This window comes from Lewinella sp. IMCC34191, from assembly GCF_003390935.1.
GTDB lineage: Bacteria > Bacteroidota > Bacteroidia > Chitinophagales > Saprospiraceae > Neolewinella.
In genome coordinates this window covers 616,388-631,904 of sequence record NZ_QNQZ01000002.1, presented here as the reverse complement: position 1 = coordinate 631,904, position 15,517 = coordinate 616,388, and the positions used below count along the sequence as shown (strand labels likewise).

8 protein-coding genes are annotated in these 15,517 nt (G+C 60.5%); 7 read left to right on the top strand and 1 reads right to left on the bottom strand.

What is annotated here, in order from left to right:
* The first annotated feature begins 2,271 nt into the window (after positions 1-2,271).
* The 3 genes from DRW39_RS07080 (at position 2,272) to DRW39_RS07070 (ending at position 6,890) form a co-directional block, all read left to right on the top strand.
* Positions 2,272-4,128: a rhamnogalacturonan lyase gene (locus tag DRW39_RS07080; protein ID WP_116106309.1), complete on the top strand. Its 1,857-nt coding sequence runs from the start codon at positions 2,272-2,274 to the stop codon at positions 4,126-4,128.
* Between the two features lie 67 nt (positions 4,129-4,195).
* Positions 4,196-4,984 (top strand): DUF1080 domain-containing protein, encoded by a 789-nt coding sequence (locus DRW39_RS07075; RefSeq protein ID WP_116106308.1) that lies wholly within the window; start codon positions 4,196-4,198, stop codon positions 4,982-4,984.
* Positions 4,985-5,543: 559 nt separating this feature from the next.
* The gene (locus tag DRW39_RS07070; RefSeq protein ID WP_116106307.1) at positions 5,544-6,890 is read left to right on the top strand and encodes a Gfo/Idh/MocA family protein; all 1,347 of its coding nucleotides are present in this window, start codon (positions 5,544-5,546) and stop codon (positions 6,888-6,890) included.
* A gap of 353 nt (positions 6,891-7,243) precedes the next feature.
* Here DRW39_RS07070 and DRW39_RS07065 read toward each other — a convergent pair whose 3' ends face one another.
* Positions 7,244-8,521, bottom strand: coding sequence for a carboxypeptidase-like regulatory domain-containing protein (locus DRW39_RS07065; protein ID WP_116106306.1), 1,278 nt, complete (start codon positions 8,519-8,521; stop codon positions 7,244-7,246).
* Positions 8,522-8,809: 288 nt separating this feature from the next.
* On the opposite strand from DRW39_RS07065, the gene DRW39_RS07060 reads away from it, so the two are divergent.
* The 4 genes from DRW39_RS07060 (at position 8,810) to DRW39_RS07045 (ending at position 15,455) form a co-directional block, all read left to right on the top strand.
* Positions 8,810-10,750 (top strand): hypothetical protein, encoded by a 1,941-nt coding sequence (locus tag DRW39_RS07060; protein WP_157975980.1) that lies wholly within the window; start codon positions 8,810-8,812, stop codon positions 10,748-10,750.
* A 10-nt stretch (positions 10,751-10,760) separates the two neighbouring features.
* Entirely contained in the window at positions 10,761-11,579 is an 819-nt protein-coding gene (locus tag DRW39_RS07055; RefSeq protein ID WP_116106304.1) for a DUF2490 domain-containing protein, read from the top strand.
* A gap of 33 nt (positions 11,580-11,612) precedes the next feature.
* Positions 11,613-12,491, top strand: coding sequence for an MORN repeat-containing protein (locus DRW39_RS07050; protein ID WP_116106303.1), 879 nt, complete (start codon positions 11,613-11,615; stop codon positions 12,489-12,491).
* Between the two features lie 225 nt (positions 12,492-12,716).
* Positions 12,717-15,455: a TonB-dependent receptor gene (locus tag DRW39_RS07045; RefSeq protein WP_116106302.1), complete on the top strand. Its 2,739-nt coding sequence runs from the start codon at positions 12,717-12,719 to the stop codon at positions 15,453-15,455.
* The last annotated feature ends 62 nt before the right edge of the window (positions 15,456-15,517 follow it).

The window sequence follows — 15,517 nt, the reverse complement described above, 5'->3', positions numbered from 1 at the left end:
AAATGGAGAGATGACCCCATGGACAAATTGGGGCAATCGATTGCGTAAGATACGGAGATTTAGGTTGAATCGCTAGGGGATAGTATCCCCTCTTCCCGGACACTCGCAGGTCCCCCGGCTAGCGCGCGGTGACACTCCGAGGTCCTATGTTCGTAGGTGTGGGTAAAAGGCGACAGGACCTCAAAGCGTGCTTGCACCTTTGTGTGTCCGGAACAGCATCGCCCTATTCCCGGACACTCGCAGGTCCCCGGCTATCGCGCGGTGATACTCCGAGGTCCTAGGTCCGACGGTGTGGGAAAGAAGCGCCAGGACCTCAAAGTGTGCTTGCACCTTTGAGTGTCCGGGTCGGTGCCGGCGTATTCCCGGACACTCGCAGGTCCCCCGGCTATCGCCCGGTGACACTCCGAGGTCCTATGTCCGTCGGCGTGGGTAAGAGGCACAGGACCTTAAAGTGTGCTTGTACCTTTGAGTGTCCGGGTCGGTGCCGGTGTATTCCCGGACACTCGCAGGTCCCCGGCTAGCGCGCGGTGACACTTCGAGGTTCTAGGTCCGTCGGTGTGGAAAAGAAGCGCCAGGACCTCAAAGTGTGCTTGCACCTTTGAGTGTCCGGGTCGGTGCCGGTGTATTCCCGGACACTCGCAGGTCCCCGGCTAGTGCCCGGTGACACTCCGAGGTCCTATGTTCGTAGGTGTGGGTAAAAGGCGACAGGACCTCAAAGCGTGCTTGCACCTTTGTGTGTCCGGAACAGCATCGCCCTATTCCCGGACACTCGCAGGTCCCCGGCTATCGCGCGGTGATACTCCGAGGTCCTAGGTCCGACGGTGTGGGAAAGAAGCGCCAGGACCTCAAAGTGTGCTTGCACCTTTGAGTGTCCGGGTCGGTGCCGGCGTATTCCCGGACACTCGCAGGTCCCCCGGCTATCGCCCGGTGACACTCCGAGGTCCTATGTCCGTCGGCGTGGGTAAGAGGCACAGGACCTTAAAGTGTGCTTGTACCTTTGAGTGTCCGGGTCGGTGCCGGTGTATTCCCGGACACTCGCAGGTCCCCGGCTAGCGCGCGGTGACACTTCGAGGTTCTAGGTCCGTCGGTGTGGAAAAGAAGCGCCAGGACCTCAAAGTGTGCTTGCACCTTTGAGTGTCCGGGTCGGTGCCGGTGTATTCCCGGACACTCGCAGGTCCCCGGCTAGTGCCCGGTGACACTCCGAGGTCCTAGGTTCGTAGGTGTGGGTAAGAGGCGACAGGACCTCAAAGTGTGCTTGCACCTTTGAGTGTCCGGAACAGCATCGCCCTTTGCCCGGACACTCGCAGGTCCCCGGCTAGCGCGCGGTGACACTCCGAGGTCCTATGTCCGTCGGCGTGGGTAAGAGGCAACAGGACCTCAAAGTGTGCTTGCACCTTTGAGCGTCCGGAACAGCATCGCCCTTTGCCCGGACACTCGCAGGTCCCAGGCTAACGCGCGGTGACACTCCGAGGTCCTATGTGCGTGAAGCCGGAAAGAAGCATTGGGACCTCAAAGTGGGCTAGCCCCTTTACGTGTCCGGCTCCACCTAAACCATCACCCTTTAATCATTCCCTCCAGCAAAGCCTGAACGGTGGGCGAAGGGCCGAGGGGGCGCAGGAAGCAGACAGACGACCCACGCACCGACCGTGCTCGTTTACCTGCCTACGCTTCAAGATACTCATAATGACGGCTAACGCGAAGGCCAGAATCATCGGGATCTCGATGGAAGCGACGCCATAGAAGAATCACGGCTGGAAGGGCCCGAAACGTTCCGGAAATTCGGCTGCCAGGTGGGCGGTGTTAATGTTGCGGTACATCATGCTCAGGGCGGTCAGGCATACTCCGCCGGCCAGAAACATGCCGATAATATCGTTCGTGCGGTGGCCTTCCAGCTGCCCGTGGGTCGCGTAGTAGGGTTGGATGATGAGGTAGAAGTACCAGACGGCACCCGTCCAGTAGTGGATGTGGACCGACCAGAAAGTGTCCGAAAAATCACCCTAGTAATCGCGCATAATTCCCAACTGCATCACGACGAAGGGGATAATTATCCAAATGTGGAGGTTGCGGTATTTGTCCATGCCGCATCATTAAGGAAGGGGAATACATAGTGCGGTCACCCGCCCCGGTGCTTTTCGGGAACAGTAACCTGTTAGTCGATGACTGCGGCCGGGAAGAGGCAGAAGTCGAGTATGGAAAGATAAGCTTTTCCGCGTGTTATAACAAGTAACAAAGGGCGTATCTCAGTTATCCGCTGCGCTTTATCTTACCTGCATGCATCTACGACTGACCATCTTTACTTTATTATCTGTTTTCACGGGCCTATCCGCTCAGTCCACGGCGGAGACGCTCGACCGGGGCGTCGTCGCCCTACGGACCGGTGCTAAAGAGGCGTTCGTCAGTTGGCGGTTGCTGGCTGGTGATCCGGAAGATGCGGCCTTTCACCTTTACCGTACGGTGGGCGACGGCGAATCGCAGCGGGTAAGTCCGGCCCCGCTTACCGGCGGGACGAACTTCCTGGACGAGCACGCGGATTTTTCCGCCCCGGTCACTTACCGCGTGGAGCCAGCCGATGGCTCTGAAGGTCCGGCGGGCGCGAGTTTTACCCTGGTGGCGGAATCACCCGTGCAAAATTACCTGAGCGTACCCCTGCAAACTCCCGAGGGCTTCACGCCCAACGATGCTTCCGTCGGTGACCTGGACGGCGACGGCCAGTATGAGATGGTCGTCCATCAAGTGGGACGGGGGCACGATAATAGCCATTCCGGCATGACCACTCCGCCGGTCCTCGAAGCATATGAATTGGACGGGACGCTGCTCTGGCGTATTGATCTTGGGCGCAACATCCGCGAAGGGGCACACTACACCCAATTCATCGTCTATGACCTAGACGGCGACGGTCGCGCCGAAGTAGCATGTAAAACTGCCGACGGAACCACCGACGGAGCGGGTACCGTGATCGGCGATCCCGACGCTAACTACGTCAACGAGAAGGGCTATATCCTGGCCGGCCCGGAATACCTCACCGTCTTCGACGGGCAAACGGGGGCGGCCCTGACCACAGTCGATTACGATCCGCCCCGCCACCCGGATACCGAACGGCCCACCACCGAACAGCTGGACGAGCTGTGGGGCGACGGCTACGGCAACCGCATGGACCGCTTCCTCGCCGGTGTGGCCTATCTGGACGGTGAACACCCGAGCCTTATTATGGCCCGCGGGTACTACACCCGAACGGTAGTTGCCGCCTACGATTTCGGCGGCGGTGCGCTGGTAAAGAAATGGACCTTCGACAGCAGTGACGGAAACCCGGAAAATGCCCCCTACGCCGGACAGGGCAACCACAGCCTCAGTGTCGCCGACGTCGACGACGATGGCAAGCAGGAGATTATATACGGTGCCATGGTCCTGGATGACGACGGAACGGGCTTGCATACCACCGGTTTCGGACACGGCGACGCGCTGCACGTTTCGGACCTCGATCCTACGCGGCCAGGGCTCGAGATCTTCGATATCCAGGAACGTTTTGACGATGCGGGCGCTCATTTTCGGGATGCGCGTACCGGAGAAATTTTGTGGAAGAAACCGTCCGTGAAGGCAGGGGAGGATGGGGAAGGACCCGGCCGCGGCCTTTCGGCAAATATCGACCCCCGCTATCCCGGCAACGAGCAATGGGTGCGGGGGGCCAATATCGAAGGCCTGTTCAGTGCGAAGGGGGAGCTGATCTCCGAGCATAAACCGCCCTCCTGCAACTTTGCCGTATGGTGGGACGGTGACCTGCTGCGGGAGTTGCTCACCGGCAATACCATCACGAAGTGGGATTGGGAAAGCGAAACCGTAGATACCCTACTGCTGGCCGAAGGGGCCACCTCCAACAACGGCACCAAGGCTACGCCCGCCCTAAGCGCGGACCTGTTCGGCGACTGGCGGGAAGAGGTTATCCTGCGCAGTGAAAACAATCAGGAACTCCGGATCTATACCACGACGATCCCCACCGAGCACCGCCTCGTAACCTTGATGCAGAACCCGGTCTATCGCGTTGCTATTGCCTGGCAGAATGTGGCCTACAATCAGCCGCCGCATCCCGACTTCTTTATCGGGGAAGAGATGGATCGCCGGAGTCGGCGCTAGCCAAGCGCAAATCTTCGTGAATGGCCCGGGTGACCTATCTTTTGCCCTAATTAGCTACTGAATTCGAATGAGGTTAACCTGTCTACTTTCCTTTCTTATCGTTCTTTCTACCTGCGCTCCGTCGCAAAACGAATCTTCTGCGCAAACCGATTCCAACACGTTGGCTGAGCCGGCAGGTGAGTGGATCACCCTCTTCGACGGGGAAACGACCGACGGCTGGCGCGGCTACAACGCCGATGAAATGCCCCCCGGCTGGGTCGCTGAGGATGGCGTGCTTTACTTCGATACCGAAGTGGAACTCGAGCAGGATTATACCGGCGGGAAAGACATCCTCTACGGCGAGCGGGAGTTTGACAACTTCGAGCTGCAGGTGGATTGGAAGATTCCCCCGGGCGGCAACAGCGGCATCCTGTACCACGTGAAGGAAGGCTACGATGCCCCCTCCGAGGTGGCCCCGGAGTATCAACTTATTGACGATGCGGGCTACGCGGACATCCACGATCTGACCGGCTACAACAGCCAATTCGGCGTAGCGCATCCCGAGCAGCTACAGGACTGGCAAAGCACCGCCGCCGACTACGCCATGCACACCCCCGACAGCACCAAAAAACGCCTCAACCCCGCCGGGGAGTGGAACAGCAGCCGCATCGTGTATACCCCCGAGCGGGTGGAACACTGGCTCAACGGCGAGATGGTGCTTTCCTTCGTGCCTTACTCCGACGACTGGGAGGAGAAGCGGAATTCGGGGAAATGGAAGGACGCGCCGGACTATGCCAAGTTTCGTAGCGGGTACATCGTTTTGCAGGATCACGGTAGCCCTTTGTGGTTTCGGAATATCCGGATCCGGGAGCTGTAGATGTACGATGTTTGAGGTTGGAGGTACGAAGTACGGCCGCAGGGCTTTGCTCGCCTTCGGCTCGTGGAAAGACATGGGGTGAGGACCTCCGGTCCGATCGGATTAGTGGTAGATGCTCGCCTTCGGCTCGTGGGTTTGGGTTCACACAGATTTACACGGATCGCTGCGCTAGGGCGCGGATTTTACACAGATTGGCTGCGCCGCTTTTCTTGATTTCCCGCGGGGCTCCGGATCACACGGATTTCGAATGCGCTGCGCGCCTTCTCGGCAGGGTTTTGCTCGTCTTCGGCCCGTGGAAAGGTATGGGGTGAGGACCTCTGGTCCGATCGGATTAGTGGTAGATGCTCGCCTGCGGCTCGTGGGTTTGAAGTCACACAGATTGGCTGCGCCGCTACGCGGAGTTCTGATCTTAAGCGGTAAACCTCCGTCGCGCAGCGACCTCTCATCCTTCTTCCTCCGGGTCGTCGGGCAGCGAGGGGGAATTTGTCAATTCTCCATTACCTTGTCGGATGCCGCGGGCTTGCGGGTCCGGGGCATCCATCCTCGATAATCTTTTGTCATGCAAAGAAGAAAATTCATCCAAAGCAGCGCCGTACTGGCGGCAACCGTAATGATGTCAAAATGCGCGACCGCGAAAGGACGGCCGGCGGATCGCCTGCGGACCGCCCACATCGGGCTGGGCTTTCAGGGGATGTCGGATATGGCGGACATCGCGTCCCATCCGGCCGTGGAAGTCGTGGCGCTGTGTGACGTGGATGCTTCCATCCTGGCGGCCGCGAAGGCCGAGCAACCGGGCGCGCGCACCTTCACCGATTACCGGGAGATGCTGCGGGAAATGGGGGAGGAGATCGATGCCGTGATCGTCGCTACCCCCGACCATAGCCACGCACCCGTATCCCTGATGGCGATGGAGATGGATAAGCCGGTCTACTGCCAGAAACCGCTGACCCACCACGTATCCGAGGCGCGGGAGATGGACCGCGTCGCCCGCGAACGGAATCTGGTGACGCAGATGGGCATCCAGGTGCATAGCTTCTATGACTACCGCATGGCCACTGAATTGATCCGCTCGGGCATTATCGGTAAGGTCCATACGGTGCGTGCCTGGTCGCCGAAGAACTGGGGCTACGACGGTCCGCCACCCACCGAGAGCGATCCGGTGCCCGAAACCCTCGACTGGAATCTCTGGCTCGGTACCGCCCCGCAGCGCGACTACGTCGACGGGCAGTACCACCCCACCAACTGGCGGAAGTACCTGGACTATGGCTGCGGTACATTGGGCGATATGGGTGTCCACATCTTCGATACCCCCTACAACGCCCTGGAACTGGACGTGCCGCTGACCATCGTCAACCAGTGCCGCGAGCCGAACGGCTATGGCTTCCCCGAGCACAACGAGGTGACGTACGAGTTTCCCGGTACCGACTACACGGGAGAGCGCCTGAAGTGGGTCTGGTACGACGGCGAGGGCGCCCCGGCCGACCACGAGGAATTGCAACTGCCCGACGGCGACGCGCTGCCGGACCAGGGAGCCATGTTCATCGGGGAGAAGGGTCGCCTGCTGTTGCCCCACTTCATGCAGGAGCCGCGCCTCATCGTGGAGGGTGCCTATCAGGACATTCAGTCGGAAATGGCGGACGCCGCCGCCTCCCTGGACCTGGGCGAGCCCATCCGCAACTACGAATCGGAGAGTCCCAAGCATTACCACCAGTTCGTGGATGCCTGCCTGGGCAAGGATGAAGTAAGTGCTCCCTTCAGCTACGCCGCCCGCCTGACGGAGGTGATCCTACTGGGCGTGGTCGCCGGCCGCTTTCCGGGGCAGACTTTGCACTGGAATGCGAAATCGGCACGTTTTGACGAGGAGGAGGCGAATCAGTATTTGGCTGGGGATTATCGGGTGTTTTGAGTGGGGGGTGAAAAGATGAATTATTAAGTTGGTGAATGGGCTGGGATTCTTGCTTCGCTGGTTTGGCCTTCGGCGGGATTCACACGGATTTCGCGGATTTAGGGCACAGATTTTCACGGATTTTTGCTGTTTGGGGATGCTCGCTTTGCTCGTTTCGCCTTCGGCGGGGTTCACACGGATTTCGCGGATTCGCTTCGCGGCTGCCTTCGGCGGTTCGGGCGGGGAAGGGACTGAAATTTTTAAGGGACCGAATTGGTGAATGGCTGCCGCGCGGGGTTAGCTCGCTGCGCTCGTGGGGGGCATTAGCCGTCCGCCCAGCGTAGCTGGTCTGCCGGCGGGTCGGGCGGGCAAGCTCACTTGGAGGAATCCCGCGAGATGGAGTCCTGTCGAGCCTCCGGCAGGTCCAACAGGTTCCGCATCTCGAACTTCAGGGTTTCCTCTACGGGCAATTGGAGCAGTCGTTCTTCGCCCTGCCAGAAATCCGGGTCGTGGCGGATGCGGAGGGACGACATCGGTTCCTTCCCCTGCAGGCGTTTTCCCCTTTTGTAGCGCTTCATTTCCCGGGGATCGGTGATCACCTCCGTGAAGTACAAGAAGGTGTTGAAGATGCGCGGAAACTCGTAGTAATCTTCGTCCATCGACCAGCTGAAGCTGGAGCGTTGGGGGTAGTACTTGCCGTCCACTTTCTGGTAGGCGGTGTATATGGCGGTGGGCTCATCTTCGTGCAATCGGATGCTGATCTCGAGTACGGCGTAATCCGTCTTATTTACCACGACTTCGGTGATGTAGGAGGGTCGGTACCTACCGGGATGCTCTCGTTCGTGCATAATGGAATCCACTTCATACCGGATCCGGAGCAGCGTATCGGTACCACTCAGGTATTCGCCGGTCTGCCGAAAAGTAAGGTGGCTCAGTCCCTCCGGGTCCACCATCGGAATGAATTCGGTGATTTTCTGGTAGTACAGGGGGTTCCCGAACCAATTGTAACCGATGGACATGAATTGCTGCTGGTCGAAGAATTTTCGGATGTGGGCGGGTACTTCTTCCGTACCCTGCTTGACGCGCATCTGATCGACGTAGGTACGGGTGTCGCGGTCGCGGTAGGGTTTGTCGCCGTAGGGCTCATCCTGGAAGGTCAGGTACGCCTCGTTCAGCTGAGCGAAGCCCTGGTTGGTGGCGAAGTACGACCGGTGGTAGGCCTTGATGAGGTACTCGTCGTGGCCGTAGTTTGCGGGGATACGTTCCTGCACCCGATGCATCAGGGAGCGTAATCCAAGGTCGGAAAGCACGGTTACCCCCGGGAGGTCGACAAACTGCGTGGCGAGCCGGATATTGAGTTGTTGCGGTTGGCCCGCGGTGGGGGCGGGGAGGGCATTGGTCAAGCGAACGAATTGATTTTCGTAGGCAATGGAGGTGAAGACCAGGGTTCCGGCGTACCGCTCGGTACTGTCGAGGGTGATGGCAAAGGCCCCTAGCTCGTTGGTGAGTACGCCCTTACTTTGATCGTCCTCCAGAAAGACGCTGGCGAAGGGGACGGGTTCCCCGCTTACGTCGTCCAGTACGTAGCCTTCAATGCGGTACTGGGCGCCGAGGGTGGTGTGGCAGAGGAGGAGAAGGAGGATCAGGCGCATGGGGGTGGGTTTGGGTTTTTAAGATAAGGGGTATGAGGGTAGTAAAGGGGATAAGGGGCTGCCGCGCGGGGGAGGGGCAGAATTTTTGAGGGACTGAATTCGTGAATGGCTGCCGCACGGGGTTAGCTCGCTGCGCTCGTGGGGGGTGATAGCCGTCCGCCCAGCGTAGCTGGTCTACCGGCGGGTCGGCTCGGGGGGCAGGTCGGGAAAAATTAGCCGGGGATGAACAAGCCGTGCGGAATGCGGTAACATCTTGTCTGCTTTTTTCGCTCACCAAACATCCTGCGTTTGACTTCTTCAACGCGAACCCATCTTTTGTGCTTCGCTATCGTGGCGTGGACGGCTACTCTCTTTGCACAAGGAGATGGGGTCCCGTCCTACTCTGGTGCTTACCAGACCGGCGATTTTGCGGGGAGAGCGGAATACGAATATGTGCTGCGGCGGCGCGACACGCTGCGAAACGGCGCCTTCACCTTCAGCGGTGCCAACGCCCGAGCGCTGCTGTCTGGCCACGATCGGTCTTTTGCTTTTTCCGGGCAGTACGATCGGGGCGAACCGGTGGGGGAGTGGGACTTTTCCTTCGGCAACTACGAACTGGGCTCTTCCGTAGCATTATTAAATGGACGCTATCAGGTTAGCGTTGATGGCACGCGCCACCTGGCCCATGGTCGCCTGGCAAACGGCGAGCCCGACAGTATCTGGACGCAGACGATCTATCGGATCGAAGATTCGGATACGGCGGAAGTCGTCCTGCGGAGTGACATTAACTTCGAGGAAGGCATCGCCCGGCAATCCTTCCGGCTGGAGTCCGGCCCCGCGGTACTGCTCGGTCGGGTACAGCGCGACGGGGTGGCTGAAGACGCCTGGACCTTGTACGATGACCTGATAACCGCCCAGGAGTGGACATTTGATGACGGTCAGTTGCTGCACATCGTCAACGATCCGGAGGCAGATCGGGATACCCTGGTGGTGCTGCCGCAGCTGTCCGGTAAGACCGAGATGGTCGACCTGGATGCCCGCTACCTGGAGTGGTTGGCCATTCAAATGCAACTACAGGGGAAGGGGAATGCGCTGAATAACAATCCCGTTGTAAACCTCCTAACCACCAACGCCGAAGCCTACGCCCGCACCTTCGAGGCCATTCGCGCGCTCGGCGGCGAGGCGGGCCGCCCGCTGTTCCGGGTTTCTTTGCCGGTCAGCCCCTTGTCGCGGAAGGAGCTGGCTCAGCTCGAATCGATCGACGCTCGTTTGCGGGAGGTGGATACGATCAGCCGGGCGCTGCTCGCCAACACGTCTTTATCCGTCGTGCAGAACGCCGATGCGGAAGTGGCCTACCTGCGGGCTGCCGTCATCGGTTTGCGGGATAGCCTGCTGGCACCGGTACGTCAGCTGCGCCGAAGCTACGAGCGGGAAATCCTTCCGTACGTGCCCCGTCGGGGTTACCTGGCATACCTCTGGCCCACGGGCGGGTCTGACGGACAAATAAGTGTCCGGTATGCGGGAGACGACAGCCGGGAGAACCGGGATTTCACCGGCCCGGGTCCCCAAAGATTTAACATTAGCGGGGAGGGGCTGGCGGCCGTGGCGGACCTGGCCGCGTACGCCCGCCGGAGCATCGATTCGATCCGCAGCGTACTCGGCCAGAAGAGCAATACCCGCGAGCGGCAGCAAGCCATCGTGGCTTTGGAAGACCAGCTGACCCGCGAATACTATCTGCTCGACAGCTTACTGGAAAGCCGTGTCGGCACCTTACCGAGGGAACTCGGTCTGGAAGCCGTTCAACGTTTGGCAAAGGCCGAATACCTGCGCTACGCCGCCACCGAAGACCTACTGGAACAAGAAGCGGCTGCGCAGCAGTTGATCCGCTGCGTGCAGGACCTGGATGCCCTGGCCCTGCAACTGATCCGCTTGCCGGGGGAACGAGAGGAGGTGCGGGCGGCCTATACCGATGAGGTGTGGAACAACTTTACGGCAACGGTCATGGAAGAGGTAGTCAAAAAACGACTTTACCGCGCATACGACGAACGGCTCGTGCCCTACTACTTAGAGCAGGTACGTACCGGCCTCTCTTGTGATAATGCCGCTACGCTGGGTGCCAAACTGGAATCCCTGCACGTACGCATGCTCGAACTGCGGGCGGAGGAGACCGACGAACTGGAAAGTCGCCTGCGCCGGGTAGATGCTCCCGACCGCATCCTGGAACTGCTCACCGCCCCCGAACCCCAATAAACCACCGGCCATGTCCGTACTCCCACGTACCCTTGCCCTCCTGCTGTTGGTCATCGGCAGCCTGGCGCTCCGGGCCCAGAAGACCGAGGCGCCGAAGGTGTCCACCTTCAAGGAGCCGATTACGGCTTTCTGGATCAATACCTACGGAAACATCCGGCTTTCGGACCGTTTCTTCTGGGTGGCGCAGACCCACTTCCGCTTTCAGGAGTCGGCCTCGACGCCGCTGGTGGGGCAGGTGGGGCAGATCTATAACCGCCACGCCATCAGCTACCTCTATTCGAAGTACTTCCGGGCGAGTCTGGGCGGCGTGCTGCGCATCAACTTCAACCAGGACGGGGTGGCGGAAGGCGAGCGCCGTACCGTGCCCGAGTACCGGATCTGGCACGAATACCTCTTCGCCCAGCATCTGGCGCGCCTGATGCTGTACCACCGCATCCGGATCGAGCACCGCTGGACGAAGGGCTACGCCCTCGGCGACGAGTTCATCTACCGCAACCGCTGGCGCTACATGATCTCCATGAAGATTCCGCTGAACAAGGAAAAACTTTCTCCTGGGGCCTTTTACGTCGGCCCCGAAGCCGAATTGATCATGCAGAGCGGAAAGGCCGTGGTGGACAGTCCGCTGGAGGACCTGCGCCTGCATACCTCCTTCGGCTACATCGTCAATCCCCGGCTCACCTTCGCGACCGGCCTCATGTACTCCATGGGGCAGGACCTGACCGACGGTGCCTACTACAAGCAAAAGTGGACGTGGCGCCTGCACATGTACTTCTCGCCCGACTTCCGGAAGGTGAAGAATAAATTGCCCATGATCCACCTCACGGAGTAGGCTGACCGCCGCCTCCGGTGATAACCAACGCCCATGCTCACCTCGAAACGTCTCCTAGGTCTGCTGCTGCTCCTCACCGGTGCGGTGCTGGCCTATGTACTTTACCAAAGCACCCAAAGCGATCCGGAACGGGAAGAGGCGATGGCACTGGTCGAACGCCAGTCCGCGCGCCTGGCGGCGCAGGCCCGTTTGCTATCGGCGGATTCCCTGTTTCACCTCGGCGACTACCGGTCGGCCCTTCAAGCCTACGAAGAATTGGAGGGGAACGATAGTCTGCGCGCTCAGCTAGGCAATCTGCCCGCACGGGTCAATCACGCCCGGCAATTGCTGCGCGTACAGGCCGCGATGGACTCCCTGCAGATCCGGGCTTCGCGCGGCGTGCTTACGGTGTCCCGGCCCATTGACCGCGATCCGGTGCCTACCAGCGTCCGTTCCATGCCCATCGAGGAATCGCGACCGGAGCAGTACGACTCGCTCACCTTCGCCCTGCAAAAGGCCGAGCTGCAGATCCGTAACCTGCAGGGTCAGCTGCGTCGCAGCAGCGGCGGCAACTACCTGACCTTCGAAAGCCGGGAGGGCAATGCCGTGTACTACGTCGGTGACGTCCGCGACGGCAAGGCCACCGGCCGGGGCGTGGCTCTGCTCAGCAGCGGCAGCCGCTACCAGGGCGAATGGAAGAACAATCAGAAGCATGGCTTCGGTGAATTTCACTGGCCGGACGGTGCCTACTACGAAGGCGAATTCGAAGAAGACGAACGCAGTGGCGAGGGCACCTACCACTTCCCGGGCGGTGAGGTCTTCGTCGGGGAGTGGGACGATGATCTGCGCAACGGGGAAGGCATCTTCTACGGTGCCGACGGGGAGGTGGTTGCTCAGGGGGAGTGGGTGGATGATGAGCTGGTGGAGGAGTGATCGGGACAAGGACCGAATTCGTGAAGGACTGAGTTGGTGAATGGGCTGCCGCACGTGGGGTGCTCGCTGCGCTCGTGGGTAGGTTAGCCGTCCGCCCAGCGTAGCTGGTCTGCCGGCGGGTCGGGAAACTTAACACGGCCACCCCCTGTCTGCAACGGGATTTAGCGTAGGGTTAATCCAGGCTTAACGGATGCTAGTCACCTTTGCGGTTTACCCAGCTACCGTATGAAAACACTCGCTACCCTTTTCCTTTTCTTCCTCCTCTGTACCGGGCTTCGGGCGCAGAACGTGACCGGTCGCGTGCTGGATGAGGCCAATCTGCCCCTAGCCGGTGCCACCCTTTTTCTGGACGACGCGGGCATGACCGTTACCGACCAGGACGGATATTTCTCGCTTCTCGGCCTGCCACCGGGGGATCATACCCTCCGGATTACCTACATCGGCTTTACCCCTTCGGAACGCCGCGTTACGGTACGCGAGGGGGAAACGACCGCCGTGGACGTACAACTGACCCCCGGCGTTCAGCTCGCCGAAGTGGCGGTGATCAGTCAGGTACGCGGACAGGCGCGGGCGCTGAACCAGCAGCAGTCGGCCATCAACATCACGAACGTGATCGCCGCCGACCAGATCGGGCGCTTCCCCGACCAGAACATCGGGGACGCATTGAAGCGGGTACCGGGCATCAACGTCCAGTACGACCAGGGCGAGGCCCGCTTCGCGAACATTCGGGGAACGTCGCCGCAGCTGAACTCCGTGACCGTTAACGGGGAGCGCATCCCCTCCGCCGAGGCCGAGACCCGCTCCATCCAGCTCGACCTCATCCCCTCCGATATGGTGCAGGCGGTGGAGGTGAGTAAGGCGGTAACCCCGGATATGGACGCCGACGCGATCGGCGGATCCGTCAATCTCGTAACCCGCGCGGCACCCTACGAACGGCGCATCAGCGGCACCCTGGGCGGGGGCTACAACTTCCTGGCCAGCGAGCCCACCTACAACGGTAGCCTGATTTACGGCGAGCGCTTCGCCAACAACGCCCTGGGGCTCATCGTCTCCGGTTCCTACTTCAATAATAACCTCGGCTCCGACGACGTAGAGGCCGAATGGACCTACGACGATGACCCCGCCGACGCCTATCCGGCCGAGATACAGATACGGCAGTACTACCTGCAGCGGGTGCGCAAGAGTTTGTCGCTGGGACTGGACTACAAACTGGCGCCCAACCACACCATTTTTCTGCGGGGCATCTACAACCAGCGCAACGACTGGGAAAACCGCTACGTCTCCGAGTTCGGGGATATCGAGCAGGTTGACGGCCAGTGGATGGCCGAGCTCAAGCGGGAAACCAAATCCGGCACGGAAGACGAAAAGTACGCCCGCCTGGAAGACCAGTCCATGGCCACTCTCAACCTCAACGGCGAACACCTCTTCGGGACGCTGAAGACCACCTGGAGCGCCTCCTGGGCCCGGGCCGACGAAAACCGTCCCCACGAGCGCTACTTCGAGTACGGCACGGACGAATTGGTGCCCGTGAACGTGGATTTCGGGGACCCGAAGCGCCCGTACATCTCCGCGGCCGAGCCCGACTACCGCGGTCCCTCCGAGGCCTGGGAACTGGCTACCCTGACCGAAGAGAACCAGTTTACCAAGGACGTGGACGTCAACGGCCGGCTCAACTTCGCCCTGCCCCTCACCTCCACCGGAAACTACCGGAACACCCTGAAGTTTGGCGGCCGGGTCCGGACCAAGGACAAAGTGCGGGACAATGACTTCTTCGAGTATGAACCCACGGATGACGCCCTGCTCCCCGAGAGCCTGGGCAATCTGGTGGACGAGACCAAAGACAATTTCCGCGCCGGGGACTACGCGGCCGGTAGCTTCGTGGATCCGGAGTACGTCGGCAATCTCGACCTGACGGGCGGCGGCTTCGAGGGAGAACGCGACCTCAGCGAACGCGCCGGAAACTTCTCCGCCACCGAGAACATCTTCGGGGGCTACCTCATGCTGGAACAGCAGGTGGGGGCTAAGCTGCAGGCCCTGGTGGGGCTACGCGTCGAGGCCACCCAACTGGAATACGCCGGCTTTACCTACGACGACGAGGAAGAAACCCTCACCCCGACGGAAACGGCCACCTCGGACTACACCAATCTCCTGCCCGGCCTTCACCTGAAGTACCAAGCCTCGGAGCGCACGCTGCTCCGCTTCGCCTACACCAATACCCTGGCCCGGCCCAACTACTTCGACCTGGTCCCGTACCGTACCATTGAGGACGGCGACGAGATCAGCATCGGCAACCCCGACATCGACCCCACCCGCAGCCTGAACCTGGACGTGATGGCCGAGCACTACTTCGGCAACGTGGGGCTGCTGTCCGCCGGGGTCTTCTATAAAGACATCACGGACTTCATCGTGGACCAGACCTTCGACGATTACTCCTTCGAGGGCACGGAGTGGAGCCAGTTCTCCCGTCCCATCAACGGTGGCAACGCCCGCCTGCTCGGCTTCGAGGCGGCCTTTCAACGGCAGCTGGATTTTATCGCCCCCGCGCTCTCCGGGGTGGCCGTGTACTTCAACTATACTTACATCGACTCCCGGGTTACCGACTTCAATTTCGAGGGTCGGGAGAACGATAAGCTGACCCTCCCCGGATCCCCCCGCCACACCCTCAACGCCAGCCTCGGCTACGATACGGGCAAGCTCACCACCCGCGTCAGCTTCAACTACGCATCCGACTTCGTCGAGGAGGTAGGGGAGGAGGCTTTTGAGGACGTGTACTACGACCGGGTCACCTACCTGGACGTCAACGTCAACTTCGCCGCCACCCCCCGCCTGACCCTCTACGCCAACGCGAATAACCTGCTCAACCAGCCGCTGCGCTACTTCCAGGGCTCCCGGCCCTACACCTACCAGGGAGAGTACTACGGACCCCGGGTGGACCTGGGCGTGAAATTCGACCTGACGCGGTAGGAGTAGTTGCGGTGCACTCGCCCTCGTCAGACGAGTAAAAACCGACCACCCAAAGTCCACGA

Excerpts from the sequence above, each read along its gene's own strand:
- DRW39_RS07080 (WP_116106309.1), top strand. The coding sequence starts at position 2,272 with ATGCATCTACGACTGACCATCTTTACTTTATTATCTGTTTTCACGGGC.
- DRW39_RS07075 (WP_116106308.1), top strand. The coding sequence starts at position 4,196 with ATGAGGTTAACCTGTCTACTTTCCTTTCTTATCGTTCTTTCTACCTGC.
- DRW39_RS07070 (WP_116106307.1), top strand. The coding sequence starts at position 5,544 with ATGCAAAGAAGAAAATTCATCCAAAGCAGCGCCGTACTGGCGGCAACC.
- DRW39_RS07065 (WP_116106306.1), bottom strand. The coding sequence starts at position 8,521 with ATGCGCCTGATCCTCCTTCTCCTCCTCTGCCACACCACCCTCGGCGCC.
- DRW39_RS07055 (WP_116106304.1), top strand. The coding sequence starts at position 10,761 with ATGTCCGTACTCCCACGTACCCTTGCCCTCCTGCTGTTGGTCATCGGC.
- DRW39_RS07050 (WP_116106303.1), top strand. The coding sequence starts at position 11,613 with ATGCTCACCTCGAAACGTCTCCTAGGTCTGCTGCTGCTCCTCACCGGT.
- DRW39_RS07045 (WP_116106302.1), top strand. The coding sequence starts at position 12,717 with ATGAAAACACTCGCTACCCTTTTCCTTTTCTTCCTCCTCTGTACCGGG.